This window comes from Terriglobus albidus, from assembly GCF_008000815.1.
In the GTDB taxonomy this organism is placed as follows: Bacteria; Acidobacteriota; Terriglobia; order Terriglobales; family Acidobacteriaceae; genus Terriglobus; species Terriglobus albidus_A.
In genome coordinates, this window is sequence record NZ_CP042806.1 from 2,096,674 (window position 1) to 2,119,048 (window position 22,375).

A 22,375-nucleotide genomic window follows, 5' to 3' on the forward strand; every position below is an offset into this window, starting at 1 on the left:
CGAATCTGCTAAATCTGTGAGCAAGCCAGCGGGCTCAGATAGAGGTTCGTAATATTGCTCACGATCTCTGCATCCGTATTTCCCGGCCGGTGCGATAGCTCCTTCCATGCCGGATCAGAAGCGAACTTCGACCAGTTGGCAGAAAGCGTCGGCAGATCCGGGAAGGTGAGCATGTAGGTGAGATTTGGTAGCAACGGCCCGGTGAGAGCACTGCCAAAGAAGACCGGGGCTAGGCCGGATCGGACAAAGATCTCAATCTCTCCGTTGTTGAACATTTCGACCTTCTTCAGGTGCGCGGCATAGCCGGAGCTCTCATAAGTGCGGAGCTGGAAGATGCGTTTGCCGGGCTTCGGCGCTGTGAGCTTTGGCCAGCCGGTAAAGGCGGAGAAGATCGAGCTTTCTACGCGGATAAACGCGGGTGTTGCGGCAGGTGCATCCCAAAAGCCGGCGGCCGCCTTGAGAAACTCCGCGTCCTTCGTGAGGCGCTGGTTGACGGTAAGCAGTGTCTCGGCTGAGTTGGAAGGCAGCAACAGGTAATACGTGGGCGTCTCCGGTCCGATATCGACTTTGAAGGCGCCGACGGGCGAGATTCCCATGCGGTTGAGTGAGGGAATCATCGCCTGCGCAAAGAAGTTCTCCGTCAGTTTCGGTCCGGTGCCATTGCGGAGTGTGTACTTGCGGAGTTCATAGAACTCCTGTGTCGGGGCGGACGGTTTCTCCTGCATCTCTGCCTCGCTGGATTTAAGGGTGATGGCTGTGGCCGCGCCTGCGGCCATGGAGCGGATAAATTGCCGCCTCTTCATGAATGGAAATCTCTCCTCGAGAGACATCCTATACAAACACGAAGGCCCCGGTCTTTCGACCGGGGCCTTCGTGGCTGATTACACCTTGACGACGTTTCCGTCCTTGACCTCGACCGGATCGAGGAAGGGCATGGACTTGCGCAGATCCTTGCCAACCTTCTCGACCGGATGAGCAGCCTCTTCCTTACGGATACGCTCGAAGCCTTTGCGGCCGGTCTCGTTCTCTTCGATGAACTTCTTGGCGAAGGTTCCGTCCTGGATGTCCTTCAGCAGGCCCTTCATCGCATCCTTCACGGCCGGGGTCACGATGCGCGGTCCGGCAACGTAGTCACCCCACTCGGCAGTGTCGGAGATGGAGTAGCGCATGTACTCAAGGCCACCGCGGTACATCAGGTCGACGATCAGCTTGAGCTCGTGCAGTACCTCGAAGTAGGCCAGCTCGGGCTGGTAGCCAGCCTCGGTCAGAACTTCAAAGCCCGCCTTGACCAGGGCAGCCGTGCCGCCGCAGAGAACGGCCTGCTCGCCGAAGAGGTCAGTTTCGGTCTCTTCCGTGAAGGTGGTCTCAAGAACGCCGCCACGGGTGCAACCGATGCCCTTGGCGTAGCTCAGAGCCAGCTTCAGGGCGTTGCCGGTGGCATCCTGCTCCACTGCTACCAGTCCGGGGACACCACCGCCCTCGGTGAAGACCTCGCGGACGCGATGGCCAGGGCCCTTGGGGGCGACCAGCGAGACATCCACGTCGGCAGGAGGATTGATGGTGCGGAAGCGGATGTTGAAGCCGTGGGCGAACATCAGGGTCTTGCCGGCGGTGAGGCCTGGCTCAACTTCCTTGTAGACCTTGGCGGCCGTCTGGTCGGGAACCAGCAGCATGATCACATCAGCCCACTTGGCAGCTTCGGCTACCGGGAGCACTTCCAGTCCGGCGTTCTTCGCCTTGGCCTCGTTCGGCGAACCGGGACGAAGGCCGACCTTGACGTCCACGCCCGAGTCCTTCAGGTTCAGCGCATGGGCGTGGCCCTGCGAGCCGTAGCCGATGATGGCGACTTTCTTCGCCTGGATAAGAGAGAGGTCTGCGTCGTGGTCGTGGTATGCCTTTGCCATTCTTCTTCCTTTTCGTGGTTACGTAGAAATTCTAGTGGAACCGGCCCCGGGTCGTCCCGGAGGGCAATAGGGAAAACGCTTTATGTTTCGTCTTCCTCAAACTGGTTGGGGAGGTCGTCTTCTTCCGGACGGACCGGATAGGCGACCGGCTGTTCTGCTGGCGTTTTAGTGCCCAGGGCCTTTAGCACCTTGCTGGTGTGGTGTCCGCGGCGCATGGCCATGCGGCCGGTGCGTGAGACCTCCAACACGTCATAGTTTGACTCACGCAGGACCTGCAGCAGACCCTCGATCTTCGAGGCGGAGCCGGTCATCTCCAGCATGATGGACTCCGGCGCCAGATCAACGACGCGGGCACGAAAGACCTGTGCCAGCTCAAAGATCTGGGTGCGCGAATGGACGCCGTGGGGTGAGTTGGGGCCGGCGCCGACCTTGATGAGGCAGAGCTCGCGAATCACGGCTTCTGCGCGCGAGGCCTCATCGACCTCGCGCGTGACCTCGAGCTTATAGAGGGAAGCCCGGATGCGGTGAGCCGCGTTCTCGGCGCCCTCGCACACGATAGTCATGCGCGAGACTCCCTCGCGCTCACTCTCACCCACGGTCAGCGAGACGATATTCACCGAAAGGCGGCGAAAGAGGGAAGCCACGCGCGTCAGCACGCCTGGCTTGTCGTCAACAAGTGCAATAAAGGTATGCAGCATCTGATCTTCTTTCCTGGCTATTTCGTTGCGGTGTAGGGCGCTTCGGTGTCCCAAAGTTCGATCTCTTTGTCGCCGGAGACATGCAGGACACCACGGTCCCACAACTTGGATGGAAGCTTGGAGAGCGTGTAGTCACCGGCTCCGTGATAGCTGCCGCCACAGGGCGGCTCTCCCGGAGCATATTTTTCGGCGGCGCACTTCTTTCCGCGGTAGATATGCGCCCGGAAGTCATTGCCCTTCGGAGCTTTGATCTTCAGCGATGGCAGCGTACTGGAGCGTGCGGCATCGCGTACCTGCCAGACCAGCGATTCGATCTCGTCGTCTGTGGCATCTTCCTTCACGACGAGTGTGGCTGTGTCGTTATCGAAGTGAAACAGAGTGAATTGCGGTGCAGAAACCGTGGGCCGTGCCGGATAGGTGACGGCGGGTTTGGCCGGCTCCTTTGGAGCCGGCGCTGATTTCGGTGCCGAATTACATCCGGCCAATCCAACGGTCAATAGAACGATTGAAGGCAAAAACGCAAAATGAACAGGAGCTCTGGTCATGCGATGCCTCCCGTGAGCAGTAAAGATGCTGTTGCCGCGAATGACATAGCGCCAAAGGCGCGTTCCATACCAGCCTGGGGCGTAGCCCCAGGTATAAGACGTATTACGCATGAGGGCTGAAGGCCCGATCTATAATCGCCGCCATGCCCCAATCGCTCTCGTTTTTGCTGATCCATGTGGTGTTCAGCACGAACCTGCGCATCCCATGCCTGCGTGAGAAATGTTGTTAGACGTTTCGAGATTCGCACGGATTTAGTCCTCCGCCGTTTCGATCAGCGGGTTCGGACGGCGCACCATCTCGTGCAGGGCGCTTCCCGGGGCGATCATCGGGTACACGCCGTCTTCCTTCTCAACCGCGAAGTTGATCAGGAACGGAGTAGAACCGGTGCGGGCCTTGGTGACGATCGGCGTGACTTCCTTGCGTTGCGTGATGTGCGCGGCGGGAATGCCGTGCGCATCGGCCAGCTTTACGAAATCCGGCGACAGGATCGGCGAGCAGGAGTAGTTCTTGTCGTAGAAGGCCTCCTGCCACTGGCGCACCATGCCGAGGAATCCGTTGTTGATGACGGCGATGTTGATGTGCAGCTTCTCCTGCACGATGGTCGAGAGCTCTGCTGCCGTCATCTGGAAGCCACCGTCTCCGGCGATCACCCACACATCCTTCTCGGGCGCTGCCATCTTAGCGCCAATGGCCGCAGGCAGAGCAAAGCCCATGGTGCCCAGGCCGCCGCTGGTGACCAGGGTGCGGGGAGCGTTGTGGCGGAAGTACTGCGCCTCCCACATCTGGTGCTGACCTACGTCGGTAACGATGATGGTCTCGGTCTCGCGACCGGCGGCTACTGCCTCGCGCCAGATGTCGTGAATCACGTGCGCGGCGTAGAGGTGACCGTTGTCGGGCAGGTTGACGATGTCGCGTACCGCTGCTTCGCCCTTGCTGGCGTTGATCTGCTTCAGCCACGCCGCATCGCTGGCGGCGGGCAGCATGGGCAGCAGCGTCTGCAATACCTCGCGCAGATCGCCGATCAGAGCAACGTCGACCTTGACGTTCTTGTTGATCTCCGACGGATCGATCTCGATGTGGATCTTCTTCGCCTTCTGCGCGTAGCTGGTGAGATTGCCGGTGACACGGTCGTCGAACCGCATGCCAAAGGCCAGCAGGAGGTCAGCTTCCTGGATAGCGTTGTTCACCCACGACTCACCGTGCATGCCCATCATGCCGAGCGAAAGCGGATGCGAGGCAGGGAAGCTGCCCAGGCCCAGCAGTGTGCTGGCCACGGGAATGTGCATGCGCTCCGCAAAGGCGATAACCTCGGCCTCTGCGCCGGACTGGTTGATGCCGTGGCCGGCGAGGATGACGGGCTTCTTCGCGTTTTTTATGAGCTCAACTGCCTGCAGAATGGTGCCGGACTCAGCGCGAAGCATCGGGTGCGGGCGCGCCGGCGGCGGTGCCGCGTCTTCGAAGTTGAAGACGCAGGAGGCCTGCTGCGCATCTTTGGTGATGTCGACCAGCACCGGTCCGGGGCGTCCATCTTGTGCGATCTGGAAGGCAAGACGAACCGTGGGAGCGATGTCTTCGGCGCGCGTCACCAGGAAGTTGTGCTTGGTGATCGGCAGCGTGATGCCGGTGATATCAACTTCCTGGAAGGCATCGGAGCCCAGCACCTTCGAGGAGACCTGACCGGTGATGGCGACCATTGGAATCGAGTCGAGCATCGCGGTCGCAAGACCGGTTACAAGATTGGTGGCGCCGGGGCCGGAGGTGGCCATGCAGACGCCAACCTTGCCGGAGGCCCGGGCATAGCCGTCTGCCATGTGCGAGGCGCCCTGTTCGTGGCGAACCAGCACATGGTGAATGGGGAACTTGCGTAGAGCGTCATAGATGGGGAGGATGGCGCCGCCAGGATAGCCGAATACCGTGGATACACCCTCGCCTACCAGGGTGGCCCATAGAATTTCGGAGCCGGTGAGCGTGGTGTTACGGATGGCATCGATGGTGTCGGTCATATATTCCTCCTTTGTTACTGACGAGCTACTTTTCTTCTTCAATAAGGCAATCGCATGAAAATAGTTGGCCATGGCATCGAGGACATTCCTCAAGGTCACAGCCCGGGTGGTGATAGTTACCCGGGAGGCAGCCACAGTCGCCACAGCGACGTGGCTGACCATCCCGATATGCCAGATTCCGAATGCCAGAGTCGTCTTCTTCGCCAAACTTGATTGGCATCAACTCTCCGTCAGTAGTCGGAACTTTTTGCAAGATGCAGCCGGCGGCTTCGTTCATTTCAAGATTGCATTGACCGCAGATTGCCATCTGTTCTTCCCTTCGTGCTTAACTCGTTACCGCTCCAACGCTCGCGCTGGAGACGGAGTTGGCATACTTTGCAAAAACACCGCGCTTGTATCGAGCCTCCGGAGCCTTGAACTCTTTCAGGCGTGCGGCCAGCTCTTCGTCACTGATCTCGAGCGTGAGCTTGCGATTCGGAATATCGAAGGTGATCAGATCGCCTTCGCGCACTGCAGCAATCGGTCCGCCGAGCTGAGCTTCAGGAGCGACGTGGCCGGCCATCAGGCCGCGGGTCGCACCCGAGAAACGTCCGTCCGTCAGCAGGGCAACGGTCTCCGAAAGCTCCGGAATGCCCTTGATGGCGGCGGTGACAGCCAGCATCTCGCGCATGCCCGGACCACCCTTCGGTCCTTCGTAGCGAATGACGCAGACATCGTTCGGCTTGATCTGTCCCGCCTCAACCGCTGCGAAGCACAGGTCTTCCGAGTTGAAGACGCGTGCCGGGCCCTGGTGATAGATGCGCTCGTGGCCCGCGACCTTGATGACGCAGCCCTCGGGCGCAAGGTTGCCCTTCAGGATGACGAGACCGCCGGTCTTCTTCAGAGGCTTGTCGACCGGGTAGATCACGGGCTGGCCTGGAGTCTCGACCGCTTCCTTCGACTCCTCGGCGAGCGTCTTGCCGGTGACGGTGATGGTGTCGCCTTTGATCAGGCCCGCGTCGAACAGACGCTTGGCCAGTACGCGCGATCCGCCGGCGTCCTGGTAGTCCTTTGCAGCGTACTTGCCACCTGGCGACATGTCGCAGATGTGCGGCGTGCGCTCGCTGATGCGGTCGAAGTCCTCCATAGAGATGGGGATCTTCAGCTCATGCGCGATGGCGATAAGGTGGAGCACCGCGTTGGTCGATCCGCCTGAGGCGGCGACAGCGGCAATGGCGTCCTCGATGGACTGTTTGGTGAGGATCTGTGATGGCTTGATGCCCGCCTCGGCCAGCTTCATCATCAGCTTGCCGGCCTCGCGGGAAGCGTGAGCTTTCTCCGCCGACATGGCGGGAACTCCGGTCAACTGGATGGGTGAGATGCCGAGGAACTCACCGGCCATGGCCATTGTGTTCGCTGTGAACTGTCCACCGCAGGCGCCGGGACCGGGACAGGCAGCGGCTTCAACAGCCTCAAGCTGGTCGTCACTGATCTTGCCGGCAGCATGCGAACCGATCGCCTCAAAGACGTTAAGGATGGTGATCTCTTTGGTGGTGCCGTCTGCCTGTGGCAGCTTGCCGGGCATGATCGATCCGCCGTAGAGCATCATGCCGGGGATATCGAGACGCGCCAGCGCCATGATGGCCGCGGGCATGTTCTTATCGCAGCCGGCGATACAGACCAGGCCGTCAAAGCTGTTGCCGCGCGCTACCAGCTCGATGGAGTCGGCGATGACCTCGCGAGAGATCAGCGAGGCCTTCATGCCCTCGGTGCCCATCGTGATGCCGTCAGAGATGGTGACGGTGTTGAACTCCATCGGGGTGCCGCCGGCCTCGCGGATGCCCTGCTTCACTGCCTCGGCTACCTGGCGAAGGTGGAAGTTGCAGGGGCCGATCTCGGTCCAGGTATTGGCGATACCGATGATGGGCTTATGCAGATCTTCTTTGCTGAAGCCCACGCCGCGCAGATACGAACGGGCTGCGGCGCGGTTGGGGCCTTCGGTCAGAACGACGGAATTCTTCTTTGCGGGGCTGAGTTTCTCGCTCACAATCTTCCTTCTTTACGCGGTTGCGGTCTTGGGTGCAGACCAGAATTCGTTGTCGTGTTTCGCTTCAAACTTGTCGAGTGCTTCGCCGTGTCGCAGCGTCAAGCCGATATCGTCCAGTCCGTTCAAGAGACATTCCTTGCGGAAGGGATCGATCTCGAAGCGAGCCTTGAATCCCTGCGCATCGGTTACGGTCTGCGCTTCGAGATCAACCGTGATCTCATAGCCGGGCGTCTGTGCGCGCTGCATCAGCGTGTTGACCTCGTCGTCCGTAAGGCGCGCGAGAACGATGCCGTTCTTACCTGCGTTCGAGAAGAAGATGTCGGCAAAGGTCGGTGCAATGACGGCGCGGAAGCCATAGTCGCTTAACGCCCAGGCAGCGTGTTCGCGGGAGCTACCGCAGCCGAAGTTCTTGCCGGCCACTAGAATCTCCGCGCCTTTGTACTGCGGGGCATTCATCACGAACTCAGGGTTCGGCATTACGGAGTCGGGTACGTCAAGTTCGTAGCGCCAGTCGAAGAACAGAAACTCACCGTAGCCGGTGCGCTCAATGCGCTTGAGGAACTGCTTGGGAATGATCTGGTCGGTGTCGACGTTCGCGCGGTCAAGAGGTACGGCGATGGAAGTGATCCTGGTAAAGGGCTGCATTAGTTCTTGCCTCCGTTGTTCGGCCAGTTGCGCACATCGGTGAAGTGGCCGGCGATCGCTGCCGCGGCCGCCATCTGCGGCGAGACCAGGTGCGTGCGTCCGCCACGGCCCTGACGGCCTTCGAAGTTGCGGTTCGAAGTTGAGGCGCAGCGCTCACCCGGCGACAGGATGTCTGGGTTCATACCCAGGCACATGGAGCAGCCTGGTTCGCGCCATTCGAAGCCTGCATCCTTGAAGATCTTGTCCAGGCCCTCTTCTTCAGCCTGCTTTTTCACGGCCTGCGAGCCGGGAACCACCATAGCGGAGACGGAAGAAGCTACATGGCGGCCTTTCACGATCTCGGCGGCAGCACGCAGGTCTTCGATGCGGCCGTTGGTGCAGGATCCAAGGAAGACACGATCGATGTTGATTTGCTCGATCGGTGTGCCGGCCTTCAGGCCCATGTACTCAAGGGCGCGCTCGTAGCCCTTACGGTCGATCTCGTTGGTCGCATCGTCCGGAGAAGGAACCTTGCCCTCGATGCTGGTCACCATGCCGGGCGAGGTGCCCCAGCTTACCGTCGGTGTAATCTCGGCAGCATCGATGTGCAGCTCGCGATCGAAGGTTGCACCTTCGTCACTGGGCAACGACTTCCAATGAGCCAGTGCTTCGTCCCACGCTTTGCCTGTCGGCGAGAAGCGGCGGCCCATCAGGTAAGCAAAGGTCGTCTCATCCGGAGCGATCATGCCGGCACGTGCACCGGCTTCGATGCTCATGTTGCAGACGGTCATGCGCCCTTCCATCGAGAGCGCTCGAATAGCCGAACCCGCGTACTCGACGGCATAGCCTGTTGCACCGTCGGTACCGATGATGCCGATGATGTGCAGAATGATGTCCTTCGCGGTCACTCCGTAGGGAAGCGTGCCGTCGACGGTGATGCGGAAGGTCTTCGGCTTTGACTGCGACAGCGTCTGCGTGGCCATCACATGCTCCACTTCAGAGGTGCCGATGCCAAACGCCAAAGCTCCGAACGCTCCGTGGGTCGACGTATGCGAGTCACCGCAGACGATCGTCATGCCCGGCTTGGTCGCACCCAGCTCCGGCCCGATCATGTGCACAATGCCCTGCGAGGCGTCCTGCACATCGAAAAACTCGATGCCGAACTCCTTGCAGTTCTTGCGCAGTGCATTCACCTGCGCTGCCGAGGTCTGGTCGAGGATATGCAGACGGTCCTCCGCAGAGGTCGTTGGAACGTTGTGATCGACCGTGGCGATATGACGGTCAGGACGGCGCAGCTTACGTCCCGCCAGGCGCAGGCCGTCGAAGGCCTGCGGTGAGGTGACCTCATGCACGAGCTGCAGATCGATATAGATCAGCGGTGGCTCACCTTCCGGTGAGGCGACGAGGTGGTTGTTCCAGACTTTCTCAAACATCGTTTGCGGCATTGCGAGTTCCTCGATAAAGCAGATCCCTGCGGGATGAAACTAAAGTTTGATGGCGTCGAGTACGGCCTTGCTCATCTCGCCGGTCGATACCTTCTTCTGCCCGGCATAGTCGCCGCGCGCGATATCGGCAGTGCGATAGCCGGCTGTCAGAACTTCCTGTACTGCGGCCTCGACGGCGGCAGCTTCCTTCTCCAGCCCGGCGGAGTGACGCAGAACCATCGCAGCGGTCAGAATCGCGCCCAGCGGATTGGCGATACCCTTACCTGCGATATCCGGAGCCGAACCGTGAACCGGCTCATACAGATTGACCTTGCCGCCAAGCGTCGCGGAGGGCAGCATGCCCAGCGAACCGGTGATGACACCGCACTCATCGGAGAGGATGTCGCCGAAGAGGTTTTCGGTCAGCACAACGTCGAAGCTGCGCGGCGTATTCATCAGGTGCATCGCCATCGAATCGACAAGCTGATGCTCCAGGGTCACATCCGGATAGTTCTTTGCGACCTCGCTAACAACGGCGCGCCAGAGCTGCGAGACCTCGAGAACATTGGCCTTATCGACGGAGGTCACCTTCTTGCGGCGCTTCTGTGCCAGCTCAAACGCGATCTTCGCGACGCGAGCTACCTCGGCCTCGCTGTAGACCATGGTGTTGTGCGCCAGCTTCTTCTCCTTATCCCACCAGCGCGGCTCACCAAAATAGAGACCGCCAAGAAGCTCGCGGACGAAGAGGATGTCGGTTCCCTCCGTCACCTCGGCACGCAGAGGTGAGTTGTCAGCCAACGGCTTGTAAGCAACCGAGGGGCGAAGGTTGGCGTAGCCGCCCAGCTCCGCGCGGATCTTCAGCAGGCCGGCCTCGGGACGCTGGCTCGGCGGATAGCTGTTGAATTTGTTGTGGCCTACAGCGCCCAGCAGCGCGGCATCGCACTTGAGTGTTGCCGCAAGCGTTGCTTCCGGCAACGGTGAGCCGTCGGCATCGATGGCCACGCCGCCGATGCGAAGATCCTCATACGTAAAGGTGTGGCCGCCATGCTTGGCCACAGCGTTCAGAACGTTCAGAGCTTCGTTCGTAACTTCGGGGCCGATACCGTCGCCGGCCAGGACTGCAATCTTGAGGTTCATTCGTTCCTTTGACACTTTCGTAGTCTCCGGACCCACCCTGACATTGCGAGGGTGAGGCACCCGGCGGTTCAAGATTCATGGAGCGGTTTCGCCGCTCCGTTACGGAATAGCAGCAAACACAGGGTTATACCGTCGGTGCGGACTCCGCTTCGAGCAGCGCCACGATGTCCTGGTCGTAGATCGACTTCTTACGGTCCGCCAGCGCCGTGAAGCGGTGATAGATCTCGTTGATCTGCTCGTGGTTGAAGTTATAGCCCAGATCCTTCAGCTTCTGCTCCAGGCCACGGCGGCCGCTGTGCTTGCCCAGCACAATGGTGTTCGCCACAACGCCGAACGAAGCCGGCGTCATAATCTCGTATGTCAGCGGATTGGCCAACACGCCATGCTGGTGAATGCCGCTGGCATGAGCGAAAGCATTCTTACCAACGATTGCTTTGTTCGGCGATGGCGTGAAGCTGATGATCTGGTCCAGCGCCTTGCTGGTGGCCCCAATCTGCTTCAGGTCGAGGCCGCTGGTGAAGGGGTACTGATCCTTGCGAATGGACAGAATCGCCGCGACCTCTTCCAGTGCGGCGTTGCCGGCGCGCTCACCGATGCCGTGCATCGAGACCTCGACCTGGCGCGCGCCACCGAGGACGCCGCTGATAGTATTGATCGTTGCAAGGCCAAGATCGTCGTGGCAGTGCGTGGAGAAGATCACCTGCCCGCTGTTGGGTACGCGGGCCCGAACCGTCTCAAACATCGTCTGGTACTCGGACGGTGTCGAATAGCCGACCGTGTCCGGAAGATTGATGGTGGTTGCTCCCGCCTCGATGGCAATCTCCACCATCTTGCACAGGAAGTCGATGTCGGATCGCGTCGCGTCTTCGGCGGAGAACTCCACGTCCTCGCAGTGCGATTTGGCCAGGGCCACCATCTCACCGGTCTGGTCTAGCGCCTGCTGGCGGCTCATGCGGAGCTTCACTTCCAGGTGCAGATCGGAAGAAGCAAGAAAGGTATGAATTCTGTTCCGCGCCGCGGGAGCTACGGCGCGGGCAACCGCCTCGATGTCGTCGCGTTTGCAGCGGGCCAGACCAGCGATACGGGGGCTCTTGCCATCGCGGCCAACTTCGCGCGCGATCGAGTGTACGGACTGGAAGTCACCGTCAGACGCGATGGGGAAGCCGGCTTCAATGATGTCCACACCCAGCAGAGCTAGCTGATGTGCAAACCGAAGCTTCTCGTCGTGGTGCATCGTGCATCCCGGCGACTGTTCGCCGTCACGCAGCGTGGTATCGAAAAAGAGAACGCGATCGTTGGTCGACATACTTGGCCTTACACCTCTGCTTCCGGTTATGATAAACCCCACTTATCGAGCGAGTCTGGTCGATTAGTACTTCTAATACTTCAATAAGCGAGCCGCCGTGGACCTCTTTCAGATGGAAACCTTCCTCGCCGTTGCCGAGGAGAAAAGCTTCTCTCGTGCCGCACTGCGCCTTCACCGCACCCAGCCGGCGGTAAGCCAGGTAATCGGCAAGCTGGAGGCGGAGTTGGGCGAATCGCTCTTTGAGCGCCAGACCGGCTCACTCACTGACGCCGGCGAGGTGCTGCGCGAGTACGCTATCAAGCTCGTCAATCTGCGCGACGAGGCGGGTTCGGCATTGAAGGAGCTTCGTTCGCTGCATCGCGGCCGTTTACTGCTGGCGGCCAATGAGTACACCTGTCTCTGCCTGCTTCCGCTCATCCACGAGTACACCCGGCGCCATCCGAATGTAAAGGTGGAGGTCCAACGCTCGCTTGCCAGCCGCATCGGCGACGATGTCCTGGCCAATTCGGTCGAACTTGGCGTGCTGAGTTTTCAGCCCTCCGACCCCCAACTCCGTTCCGTCGTGATCTTCCGTGACGAGCTGGTCTGTGTGGTCAGCCCCAACCATGCGCTGGCAAAGGCAGGTACGGCGTCTGTGAAAGAACTTGGCCGCGAGCGTTTTGTCGCACACAATATTGCCTCGCCGCAGCGGCAACGAGTCTTTCAGGCGTTTGCCCAGCATCGGACAAAGCTCCCAATCTGGGTTGAGCTTCCGTCTCTGGACGCGATCAAGCGATTCGTGGCGATGGGCAACGGTGTGGCCTTATCCCCCAAGTTGACCGTCGCTTCCGAGTTGAGAACAGGCGCCTTGGTAGAGGTGAAGGCCCGGGAGCTGAACTTCGAGCGCAAGCTTCGCGTGGTGTATCGCAAACAGACGGCTTTGTCCCATACCGCACGCGCGTTTTTGAAGATTGCCGAGGAGTATGCGGTGCAGCAGGGGGATCCATACTACTTCCAGGCAGAGCGGGTTTCACGGGTTGGAAATTAATCGGTTGGGCCGAGACAATTTGCAGGGCTCAAACGTTTCCAGTGTGGGCGCGTTCTCTGGCAGGGACGCGCCGATGCAGGTCAAAGGGGTAACTTCCATGAACCTGAAACAAATTGTGATGCGGGCGGCGATTCTGGCTGCCTGTACTGTGGGTCCAGCCACGCTCAGCGCACATGCGCAGGGAATGGGCGGAGGTATGGGCCAGATGACTCCCGAGCAGCGCAGTGCCCGCCAGCTCGAGATGATGAAAACCCGGTTGAACCTGTCCGAGGACCAGACGAGCAAGGTCAAGGACTTTATGGCCGAACGCGATAAGAAGATGGCGGATTTGCGTTCGAGCGGCGGCGACATGGAGACCATGCGCCCGAAGATGATGGAGATCCAGAAGGACTACTCCGACAAGGTCAAAGGTATTCTGACGGACGATCAGAAAAAGACCTACGAAGAGATGCAGTCTCAGATGCGTGGCGGCGGTCGCCCCGGCCCACCGCCTCAGCAATAGAGCATTTTCCTCGTGGGAGTAGTGTAGGGCTTCCCATCTATGGGCGTTTTCCGCGATGAAAGCGCCGCTGTATGCTCTTTCGGGATACCCAGCAACGGGAAAACGCTCTAAATCCTTTCTTGTTATCAAAGACCGAGGGCCAGGGAGCAAATGCTTCCTGGCCCTCGAGGTCTTTGACCTTGAGATCTACGCGTATCGCTTCTGGTGCCATTCCCAGGCGGAGGCGATGATCTGGTCCAACTCAGGGAAGTTCGGTTTCCAGCCGAGCTCGCTCTTAATCTTGTCCGAACTGGCAACAAGAACAGCGGGATCTCCCGGGCGGCGCGGTTCTTCGATCACCGGAATCGCGTGACCGGTGACACGGCGTGCCGATTCAATCACCTGGCGCACGGTAAATCCCTGTCCGCTTCCGAGATTGAAGATGTGGTGGCCGGGCTGTTCGAGCGCCTTGAGCGCCAGGATGTGGGCTTCTGCCAGGTCCTGAACATGGATATAGTCACGAACACAGGTACCGTCCGCGGTGGGGTAGTCCTGTCCGTAGATTTTGATCGATTGGCGACGACCGAGCGCAACGTCCAGAATCAACGGAATCAGGTGCGACTCCGGCTCGTGCGCTTCGCCATATCCTTCGATGGCTCCTGCGACGTTGAAATAACGCAACGCGGCATAGCGCAGACCGTGGATCTCGCTCATCCAGCGCATCATGGTCTCTGAGAGCAGCTTCGACTCGCCATAGGCATTGGTTGGTTGCAGCTTGGCCGTTTCGAGGATCGGCGTCGATTCCGGCTCTCCATAGCAGGCCGCGGTGGAGCTGAAGACGAGCTTGTTCTGTCCGGTAGCTAACATCGCCTCCAGAAGGTTGAGGGTGCCACCGGTGTTGTTGCGGAAATAAAGTTCCGGCTTCTTCATACTCTCGCCGGCCTCGATGAGAGCGGCGAAGTGAAGAATGGCATCGAACTTGCCTTCCCGGAGCGTCTTTTCGATCAGCTGGCGATCAAGCAAATCCCCTTGGATAAAGGCCGCTTGTGCGGGAAGAGCACTGGCTTTTGCGTGACAGAGATTGTCATAAATTGTGACTTTTGCTCCCTGTTGCAACAAGATACGGGAGACAGTCCCACCGATATACCCGGCCCCGCCGGTCACCAAAAAATTCATCGAAACCAATTTCCCTCTTCCTGCAACCAATGTATCAGCGACCTCCACTCAGAATTAGGACAAGCCGGGTGGAGAAAACTCCCTTGCGGAGCAACATTATGGGTGGAGGTTCTATCCCGCGGTGAACTGATTTCACGACTTTTTTCATTGCTTTCGCCGATGCGATTCAGGAAGATAGGGGTATACCCCCCGGCTCGTGGCTAAATTCCCCGAGTTGTTCCTTCGCTGTTGCACGGCCGAGCCGACTGTAATGTTAGAGCCTTTGCTGCTGCATTCTTGCTTTTGAGCCTGCCCTTGGTAAATCGGTTCCTGCTGCTCCTGCGACCGTTGCCGCAAGAATGCGTCAGTGTGAGGACGAGGAAAGCGCATTTTTGAGGATGGAATAACGATGGCGAGACAGACACAAACCGGATACACCGGCCAGCGCGTGGTTGCCGCGCAACAGAACGACATTGCCTTTTCGCACTTCGGAATCATGAATACCGGGAAACAGGGACGGGGCTCCCTGTTTTCGGCACTTGTTATCAATGTGACATTGTTGGTGGTTGCTCTCATTCTCACTGCAGCCGCAAAGAAGGTCTCAGAAGCTCATAAGCTCACCATGTTGACGGCTCCTTCCACGCCGCCGCCGAAGCCTGAGCCCAAGCCGGAGCTCCCGAGACCCAAACCACTTCCGAAGCCGCCAGTCATTCCTCCTACGCCCCCTAAGATTAAGATTCCTGAGACCAAGCTGCCCGATGTACCAAAGCCGCCTGAGATCAAGATGGAAACTCCGAAGCCCGTCGTGCTTCAGCCGGCTCCTCCTAAACTGGTTCAGCCGCCTCCGGCGCCAGTGAAAGTGAATCTCGGTCAGGCCCAGGCCGCCAGTGTCGTTAACAATTCGACGCATCCGTCAGCTGTCGCCCTTGGGCAGACAAACAATCCGATTGCTCCGATGACGGGACCAGCAACCAGTCCGGTGAACCTTGGCCAGCGCGGCATGGCTGGTATGCCTCCGGGAAGTGGCATGGGACCGCCGTCGACCAAGGTAAATCTTGGTTCGGGATCTCCGAACGGAACGCTGGGTGGCAAGGACAATGCGGCGCAGCCGGTGCAAGGTGTAAAGCTGGGAGTTGCTGGTGGAACGGGTCCGTTGAATTCCACCGGGCGAGTTGCCGGACCTGTAAATCTGGGGCAAGCGGCGCCTCCGCCTATGCCCAAGCCGGCAGCGCCGACAAATGTATCTGCCGCGACTCCGCCGAAGGTGCTGTACAAGCCGAAGCCGGAGTATACGGACGAGGCGCGTAAGCTGCATCTGGAAGGAACCGTCTACGTAAAGGTCCGCGTGACTGCCTCTGGAGCAGTGCAGGTGCTGGGCATCAGCAGTGGTCTGGGGCATGGTCTGGATGAGTCGGCGCTCCGTGTCGTCCAGGCGATGAAGTTCTCGCCGGCAATGCAGAACGGTCAGCCAGTGGACTGGTCAGGTGTTGTAAACGTAGGCTTTCAGATGTTGTAGGACTTTCAGTTTTTGTTGTTCATTTTTTGAATGGTTGTAGTTGAAGTCATTATTGAAAGAAAGCGGCTTTTCCCCGCCTAGGAGTCAGGAAGATATGATTTTTCGTAAATCTTGCATGGCAGGCCTCGCCCTCGCCTCGATGATGGTGCTGGCGGCACCCGCGCACGCAATTAAAATTCTGCCGGGCAAGAAAAAGCAGCCAGACGACACCGGATACACCAAGCCAACCCCAGCACAGAATCAGTTGATTGATCGCGCCATCGCGCGCGAAGCTGAGGTGATCAAGGTTCTTAAAGAGCGGGCTCCGCTGACCGAGGTCTACATCCAGACCATGAAGCCCGATCCGGATCTGCTGCAGGTGCCCGAATCCGACCAGCACTTCCTGGGGCGTGTTGAGTTCAATAAGGTTATTGGCGACAGAACCTACGAGACCTCCAAGACCAGCTCCGGCGGTAAGATGGGCTTCTTCAAGAACTCGTTGAGCTTTATCACTGGTCTGGGCAAGGCGCTGAACCTGGAGTTCAATGAAGCCGGCTTTATGCAGATGCTGCTGATTGACTCCAAGGACTTCGATCGCCAGCACTACAACTTCTACTTCGTCCGTAATGACTTCCTGGGTTCCGTTGCGACCACCGTGTTCGATGTGCAGCCCGCGAAAGGAAGCTATGGACGCTTCTTCGGCCGCATCTGGATCGAGCGTCGCGGGGGCAACATCGTTCGCTTCAACGGCAGCTTCAACGGCAGCCAGGCGACGCACAGTGAGTACTACCACTTCGATAGCTGGCGCACTAATGTGCAGCCGGATATCTGGTTGCCGAACTCGTTTTATGTAGAGGAGAGCAATCCGAAGGTTCCTGGCAACATCGTCAAGTTCAAGGCGGTTGGGCACATCTGGGGTTACGCGCTCAAGGTTCCTGAGAAGGAAGTCGAGAACACCTCAGTTGAGGTGCAGGGCGCAACGGATGTCTCCAACGAGGCTCAGGACGTCAGCCCGCTCGGTGCGCAGCGTGAGTGGGTACAGCAGGCGGAAGACAATGTCATCGAGCGTCTGACCAAGGCCGGTCTGCTGGCCGCGCCCAGCGAGTTCGATAAAACTCTCGAGGCCCTCGCCAACAACATTCTGGCCTATAACCAGATTCCGCTGTCGCGCCCCATCCGCGTGCGTACGCTGCTGACGGAGCCGCTGGAATCGCTGGCCGTCGGAAACACCGTACTGCTGAGCAAGAGTGTGATCGATACCACGGCAGTGATTACAGCTGATGGTGCGCAACAGGCCGGGAACCTGAACGCCATCCTGGCCTTTGAGGTTGCACACATAATCCTTGGACATCGCCTGGACACCAAGTACGCCTTCAGCGATCGCCTGCTCTTCCCGGACACCTCGGCGTTTACCCATATCCCGATGCATCACACGGATAAGGACAACGAAGAGGCCGCCAAGAAGACCGTTGATCTGTTGAACGCCAAGGAGCTGCAGGATGCCTCGACCTACTTCGGGTTGTATTTGCAGCAGCTGTCTGCGCGCGTGAAGGCCCTTCCTGATCTGAACAAGGCGATGATCGGCGACTCGCTGATCAAGAACGACAAGGACAAGGATCCGACCTTCTGGCTGGCCGCGGTGCAGGCAAAGGGAACGAAGCTGGACGTGAAGGATCTGAAGCAGATGGCAGCCATGCCTCTGAGCAGCTTCCTGAAGTTCGACCCCTGGACCGACCAGGTCATCACTCTGCATGCCGCTCAGGAGCCGATTCTGAATCCGCGTGACAAGATGCCGTTCGAAGTGACGCCGATTTATCTGCGGCTTAGCTACTACACGGCCCCCGCAGCACCGGCCGCTGCTCCGGCAGCAGGTGCTCCCGCTCCGGCAACCGGCGCCGCGGCGCCCGCCGCAGGTACGGCAGCACCGGTGCAGCAGCAGGCAACACCGGCTCCAGTGGATGGAAATCCCGGAAACGCTCCTCAAACCGCTCCTGCTCCACAAAATGGAGCACCGGCTTCTGGTACCTCCACTCCTCCCCAGAACCAGTAATTTCCTCGTAAGACGGGGGCCTTCGTGCCCCCGTCTTATGTAGACAGAGATAAAGGTTGTGTTAGTTGACCCTCATTGCTGGCAGTTCGGGGTCAGGGAAGGTTGGATTTCTTGCAGGTAATCAGAAAGTCTCTCGCGCTATTCTCACTCGCTGTCGCGCTGCCCGCGGTACATGCTCAGTCGGTTTATACGGCGAGCCGAAGAGCTGACCTTCAGGTCGGCGGCGGTTATTCGATCGCCAAACCCGACTCGACCGCGGATAAATTCAAGGGGTTCTACCTCTATTTCGATCTCGACTTGAAGCATCACCTGGGAATTGAAGGTGAGTTTCACAAGGTCAATCAGGACGACCCTGGGAAGGAATACGAGAAAACGTATGAGATCGGGCCTCGATACAGCCGGTCATTCAAGGATGGTCTGTTCCGTCCGTACATCAAGGGGATGTATGGACGCGGGGTCTACAATTTTCAGCTACCCGGAACTAGTACTGCTTATGCGAACTTGGCCTACAACATCTGGGCTGCCGGCGGTGGTTTGGATGTCCGCGCGAATCGCCGGATCAATATTCGCGTGTTCGATTACGAATATCAGGATTGGCCTGGATATCAGCCTCATGGCATCGCGCCACAGGTAATGTCGTTTGGCGTGGCCTATCACTTCGGTTCCGACAGTCGCTATCCGACGAAACGCTAGAGCATTTCTCCTAAAGGTGTCGATAGAAGAAACTGAAAAGCCCCTGTCTGGACTGTCCAGACAGGGGCTTTTTGCTGCGGTTGTAGCAGTTTAGAAGTGGTAGGCGAAGCCGACCGCCGGGGTCGAGATGACGGTATAGCGGCGGGTTGCTACGGAGTCGAGACCGAAGTTCGGCGCCTTCAGCACGAAAGCGCGGTAGGCGACACGCAGATCCCAGCTCGGGCTGAGCTCATAGGCAACACCGGCACCGAAGAGCGCGCCGATGTTCGTGTTCTGCTTCGTATCCAGACTGGTAGTACCGAAGTCGCGGATCGGGCTCATAATGTAGCCGCCAACGCCCACCTCAACAAACGGGTTGTAGTTACCGTAGTTGCGGGAGTAGACGTAGGCGCCTGTGATCTCCTGCTGGCGGACATGAACCGCGGGCCGGGTAAAGCTGGTGCGGAAGTAGTCCGTGTACTGCGAGAAGGAGTAGTTCACTTCCAGGCCGCTGCGCGGGGTTACCAGGTAGCGGTAGCTGACCAGACCGCCCATGGTCATGCTGGCATTTAGCTGGGAGCCGTTTCCATTGACCTGAGGCTGCCATACTCCGATGGCGCTCACGCTAATGTCTTGCCGGCTCTCCTGCGCCATCATCGCGCTGCCGGCACTCAGCAGCAGCGCACCCAACAACATCCGTTTCATCATGCTTCGGTCAATCCCTTCAAAATCGCGCGGAACTCCACCGCCAGAATCTGGCCGGCAAAAGACAAGAGCAATCCACTGCAAACAATTGTACCTGTCCGGATGCCGTCCCCGGTTGGACGATTCTTCATCACCTGCGGTGAGGTATTCTGCGGCAGAAATTCCCACCCGGAATTTGCGGACACGCCCTGGAGACCTCCTCATGCTCGAACATATGTTCCACCTGCCCTCGACGGTTACGCTTCTCGAGAAGATTCTGCGTCCCGTCCTGGTGTACCTCTGCCTGATCGGTTTCCTGCGGCTCTTCGGCAAGCGGGAGCTGGCGCAGCTAAATCCGTTCGACCTGGTGGTTCTGCTTTCGCTGTCCAATACAGTGCAAAACGCCATCATCGGCGACGATAACTCCGTTTCCGGAGGAGTCATCGGGGCATTTTCCCTGCTCGCCATCAACTGGATAACCAGTGTCGCCCTGTACCGGATACCGAATCTGGATCGCGTGTTACAGGGGAACGAGACGGTGCTGATCCTTCACGGGCGGGTGGACAAGAAGGCGATGGAGCGGGAGCATCTGACGGATCATGACCTGCTGGAGGTCATGCATAAAGAGGGCTTCCATTCCTTTGAAGCTGTTGATCTCTGCAGTCTGCAGCCCAACGGGACCTTTTATGTGGAAGGGAAGAAGCCCTCGGCGATGGAGGAGAGCGCTCGCGAGATGAGGGAGGGCATCGAAGCCCTGCGGCAGGAGATTGCGGCGCTGCGAGCACAGTTAGGACAATCGTCGTAGCGGAAAAAGACTATCCCTGAGTACTGTCAAGCTTGGCAACGGCTTTGCGATAGCGTTCGGGTGGTACGGGAAGCCGGGCGTCGCGAAGCGCCGCGCGATAGCCGCCCATATAGATGGAATACATGACCGCGAGCGCGCAGCCTACACCGAACATAAAACCGAACATGAATCCAAAGATGGCGCCCCAATGGAATTCCATGTGGTGAGTGTACCTGTGGCCGGTCGCTATTTTGACAAAGTACAATCGTGGTCTCACTAGGAGCTGCATGTCGACTGTGTCTGAAACAAGTTTTGATTCGCTTTTACGAGAAAACCGAGTTTTTCCGCCGAACGCTGAGTTCGCTGCACGGGCCCATATAAAAACGCGAGAGCAGTATGACGCCATGTACCGCCGCTCCATCGAGCAGCCGGAGGAGTTCTGGGCGGATGCGGCGCGCGAGCTCGACTGGTTCGAGCCATGGACGAAGGTCCTGGAGTGGGAGCAGCCCTGGGCGAAGTGGTTTGTCGGCGGCAAGCTGAACCTCAGCCACAACTGTGTCGATCGTCATGTGCAGGGCAGCCGTGCACAGAAGCCCGCGATCATCTGGGAGGGAGAGCCGGGTGAAGTCCGTACCCTGACCTTTGCCGAGCTTCTCACCGAGGTGCAGTTGGCGGCCAGCATGCTGAAAGAGGCGGGCGTCCAAAAGGGAGATCGCGTCGCGATCTACATGGGCATGTGCCCCGAGTTGGCGATTGCTCTGCTGGCCTGTGCCCGCATTGGTGCGGTACACAATGTGATCTTCGGCGGATTTGCAGCGCATGCTCTTGTCGACCGGATCAATGATTCCGGCTGCGTTGCGGTGTTGACCCAGGATGGCGGATACCGTCGCGGCGGAGAAGTGAAGCTGAAGCCCATCGTTGACGAGGCATTGAAGAGCTGTCCGACGATCCGGACCGTGATCGTCCATCGTCGCACGGGATCAGAGGTGGCCATGACTCCTGGCCGCGACTTTTGGTGGCATGAGCTGACCGCGAAGGCGTCGCCGAACTGCCTGGCCGAGTCCATGGATGCCGAGGATCCGCTGTTCATCCTCTATACCTCCGGAACAACCGGCAAGCCTAAGGGGCTGGTGCATACCACCGGCGGCTACGCGGTGGGCACATATCTGACCAGCAAATATGTGTTCGATCTGCAGGAGGACGATGTGTACTTCTGCACCGCCGATATCGGCTGGATTACAGGACACAGCTACGTTGTCTACGGACCGCTGCAGAACGGCGCAACCGTGCTGATGTATGAAGGCGCGCCTAACTGGCCGGAGCCGGACCGTTTCTGGCAGATTATCGACCGTCACAAGGTGACGATCTTCTATACCGCCCCTACGGCGATCCGTGCATTTATCAAGTGGGGCGACGAATGGGTCCGCAAATATTCGCTGGCTTCGCTGCGTCTGCTGGGCACGGTAGGTGAGCCCATCAATCCCGAGGCCTGGATGTGGTTCCATCGTGAGATCGGGCATGAGCGCTGCCCCATTGCCGACACCTGGTGGCAGACCGAGACCGGCGGACATATGATTGCGCCGATTCCAGGCGCCATTGCCGCCAAACCCGGATCGGCCACTGTGCCGTTCTTTGGTGTCGACGCGGCCGTCGTTACCAAGGAAGGGGAACCCGTGCCGGATGGCCACGGTGGTCTGCTGATCATTCGTAAACCCTGGCCCTCAATGGCGCGTACCATCTACGGCAACCCGGAGCGTTATGTTGCCGCCTACTGGTCGGAAATCCCGGGAGCGTATTTCACCGGCGACGGGGCACGGCGGGACGCGGACGGATATTTCTGGCTGATGGGCCGGGTGGACGACGTGATCAACGTCAGCGGACATCGCCTGGGAACGGCGGAGATCGAGTCAGCGCTGGTTGCCCATCCTGCTGTTGCGGAGGCTGCTGTCGTTGGCCGTCCGGATGACCTCAAAGGTCAGGCGATCTCTGCTTTTGTCACGCTGGAAGAACACGTTACAGCGACAGACGACTTGAAGCAGGAGCTGCGTAAATGGGTTGCCAAGGAGATCGGCGCCCTGGCGCGTCCGGACGATCTGCGCTTTACGCAGACTCTGCCGAAGACCCGATCGGGTAAGATCATGCGCCGTTTGCTGCGTGAACTGGCGACCACCGGAGAGGTAAAGGGCGACACCACGACGCTCGAGGATTTCACTGTCATCGCAAAACTGCGCGAACAGGACGAGTAATCTTCCAGGACGGCGGGCAGACTTCTTCTGCCCGCCTGCATCACAGGGGGTGCACGCCAGATATCGGCACTCAAGATTTGCTTGAGAGTACCGATATTCAAGGAGAGACCTCC

21 protein-coding genes are annotated in these 22,375 nt (G+C 59.0%); 7 read left to right on the top strand and 14 right to left on the bottom strand.

Annotation, left to right across the window (positions count from 1 at the left end; genetic code table 11):
* Positions 1 to 8: 8 nt before the first annotated feature.
* The 10 genes from FTW19_RS08435 to FTW19_RS08480 all read right to left on the bottom strand — a co-directional run bounded on the left by FTW19_RS08435 (position 9) and on the right by FTW19_RS08480 (position 11,668).
* The gene (locus tag FTW19_RS08435) at positions 9 to 803 is read right to left on the bottom strand and encodes an NIPSNAP family protein (RefSeq protein WP_187143376.1); all 795 of its coding nucleotides are present in this window, start codon (positions 801 to 803) and stop codon (positions 9 to 11) included.
* A 78-nt stretch (positions 804 to 881) separates the two neighbouring features.
* Complete coding sequence (gene ilvC, locus FTW19_RS08440; RefSeq protein ID WP_147647207.1) at positions 882 to 1,904, bottom strand: ketol-acid reductoisomerase; 1,023 nt, start codon at positions 1,902 to 1,904, stop codon at positions 882 to 884.
* A gap of 80 nt (positions 1,905 to 1,984) precedes the next feature.
* Complete coding sequence (gene ilvN, locus FTW19_RS08445; RefSeq protein WP_147647208.1) at positions 1,985 to 2,602, bottom strand: acetolactate synthase small subunit; 618 nt, start codon at positions 2,600 to 2,602, stop codon at positions 1,985 to 1,987.
* A 17-nt stretch (positions 2,603 to 2,619) separates the two neighbouring features.
* Positions 2,620 to 3,147 (bottom strand): hypothetical protein, encoded by a 528-nt coding sequence (locus FTW19_RS08450; RefSeq protein WP_147647209.1) that lies wholly within the window; start codon positions 3,145 to 3,147, stop codon positions 2,620 to 2,622.
* Between the two features lie 252 nt (positions 3,148 to 3,399).
* Positions 3,400 to 5,151: a biosynthetic-type acetolactate synthase large subunit gene (ilvB, locus tag FTW19_RS08455; protein ID WP_147650543.1), complete on the bottom strand. Its 1,752-nt coding sequence runs from the start codon at positions 5,149 to 5,151 to the stop codon at positions 3,400 to 3,402.
* A 325-nt stretch (positions 5,152 to 5,476) separates the two neighbouring features.
* Positions 5,477 to 7,177 carry a dihydroxy-acid dehydratase gene (gene ilvD / locus FTW19_RS08460; protein ID WP_147647210.1) on the bottom strand — a complete coding sequence of 567 codons (1,701 nt, stop codon included), beginning with the start codon at positions 7,175 to 7,177 and terminating at the stop codon, positions 5,477 to 5,479.
* 12 nt (positions 7,178 to 7,189) lie between these two features.
* Complete coding sequence (gene leuD, locus FTW19_RS08465) at positions 7,190 to 7,822, bottom strand: 3-isopropylmalate dehydratase small subunit (protein WP_147647211.1); 633 nt, start codon at positions 7,820 to 7,822, stop codon at positions 7,190 to 7,192.
* A complete protein-coding gene (gene leuC / locus FTW19_RS08470) occupies positions 7,822 to 9,246 on the bottom strand; it encodes a 3-isopropylmalate dehydratase large subunit (protein ID WP_147647212.1) in 1,425 nt (474 codons plus the stop codon). Before leuC ends, leuD begins: the two co-directional genes overlap by 1 nt.
* Positions 9,247 to 9,285: 39 nt before the next feature.
* Positions 9,286 to 10,362: a 3-isopropylmalate dehydrogenase gene (gene leuB / locus FTW19_RS08475; RefSeq protein WP_147650544.1), complete on the bottom strand. Its 1,077-nt coding sequence runs from the start codon at positions 10,360 to 10,362 to the stop codon at positions 9,286 to 9,288.
* Positions 10,363 to 10,486: 124 nt separating this feature from the next.
* On the bottom strand, positions 10,487 to 11,668 hold the full coding sequence (locus FTW19_RS08480; protein WP_147647213.1) for a 2-isopropylmalate synthase: 1,182 nt from the start codon (positions 11,666 to 11,668) through the stop codon (positions 10,487 to 10,489).
* 97 nt (positions 11,669 to 11,765) lie between these two features.
* Here FTW19_RS08480 and FTW19_RS08485 point away from each other — a divergent pair, with 97 nt between their 5' ends.
* Positions 11,766 to 12,695, top strand: coding sequence for a LysR family transcriptional regulator (locus FTW19_RS08485; RefSeq protein WP_147647214.1), 930 nt, complete (start codon positions 11,766 to 11,768; stop codon positions 12,693 to 12,695).
* Between the two features lie 97 nt (positions 12,696 to 12,792).
* Entirely contained in the window at positions 12,793 to 13,197 is a 405-nt protein-coding gene (locus FTW19_RS08490; protein WP_147647215.1) for a hypothetical protein, read from the top strand.
* Positions 13,198 to 13,383: 186 nt separating this feature from the next.
* Here FTW19_RS08490 and galE read toward each other — a convergent pair whose 3' ends face one another.
* Complete coding sequence (galE, locus tag FTW19_RS08495) at positions 13,384 to 14,352, bottom strand: UDP-glucose 4-epimerase GalE (protein ID WP_147647216.1); 969 nt, start codon at positions 14,350 to 14,352, stop codon at positions 13,384 to 13,386.
* 388 nt (positions 14,353 to 14,740) lie between these two features.
* Between galE and FTW19_RS08500 the strand changes: the two genes are divergently transcribed.
* From FTW19_RS08500 to FTW19_RS08510, 3 genes are all read left to right on the top strand, one after another.
* Positions 14,741 to 15,847 (top strand): energy transducer TonB, encoded by a 1,107-nt coding sequence (locus tag FTW19_RS08500; protein WP_147647217.1) that lies wholly within the window; start codon positions 14,741 to 14,743, stop codon positions 15,845 to 15,847.
* Positions 15,848 to 15,962: 115 nt separating this feature from the next.
* The gene (locus FTW19_RS25765) at positions 15,963 to 17,876 is read left to right on the top strand and encodes a hypothetical protein (protein ID WP_222705547.1); all 1,914 of its coding nucleotides are present in this window, start codon (positions 15,963 to 15,965) and stop codon (positions 17,874 to 17,876) included.
* A 102-nt stretch (positions 17,877 to 17,978) separates the two neighbouring features.
* Positions 17,979 to 18,569, top strand: coding sequence for an outer membrane beta-barrel protein (locus tag FTW19_RS08510; RefSeq protein WP_187143377.1), 591 nt, complete (start codon positions 17,979 to 17,981; stop codon positions 18,567 to 18,569).
* 90 nt (positions 18,570 to 18,659) lie between these two features.
* Here FTW19_RS08510 and FTW19_RS08515 read toward each other — a convergent pair whose 3' ends face one another.
* Positions 18,660 to 19,256 (bottom strand): outer membrane protein, encoded by a 597-nt coding sequence (locus FTW19_RS08515; protein WP_246153646.1) that lies wholly within the window; start codon positions 19,254 to 19,256, stop codon positions 18,660 to 18,662.
* Positions 19,253 to 19,438: a hypothetical protein gene (locus tag FTW19_RS08520; RefSeq protein ID WP_147647219.1), complete on the bottom strand. Its 186-nt coding sequence runs from the start codon at positions 19,436 to 19,438 to the stop codon at positions 19,253 to 19,255. Before FTW19_RS08520 ends, FTW19_RS08515 begins: the two co-directional genes overlap by 4 nt.
* 17 nt (positions 19,439 to 19,455) lie before the next feature.
* Here FTW19_RS08520 and FTW19_RS08525 point away from each other — a divergent pair, with 17 nt between their 5' ends.
* Complete coding sequence (locus tag FTW19_RS08525; RefSeq protein ID WP_147647220.1) at positions 19,456 to 20,037, top strand: DUF421 domain-containing protein; 582 nt, start codon at positions 19,456 to 19,458, stop codon at positions 20,035 to 20,037.
* Positions 20,038 to 20,047: 10 nt separating this feature from the next.
* On the opposite strand, the gene FTW19_RS08530 is transcribed toward FTW19_RS08525, so the two are convergent.
* The gene (locus tag FTW19_RS08530) at positions 20,048 to 20,236 is read right to left on the bottom strand and encodes a hypothetical protein (RefSeq protein WP_147647221.1); all 189 of its coding nucleotides are present in this window, start codon (positions 20,234 to 20,236) and stop codon (positions 20,048 to 20,050) included.
* A 67-nt stretch (positions 20,237 to 20,303) separates the two neighbouring features.
* Between FTW19_RS08530 and acs the strand changes: the two genes are divergently transcribed.
* Positions 20,304 to 22,262, top strand: coding sequence for an acetate--CoA ligase (gene acs / locus FTW19_RS08535; RefSeq protein WP_147647222.1), 1,959 nt, complete (start codon positions 20,304 to 20,306; stop codon positions 22,260 to 22,262).
* The last annotated feature ends 113 nt before the right edge of the window (positions 22,263 to 22,375 follow it).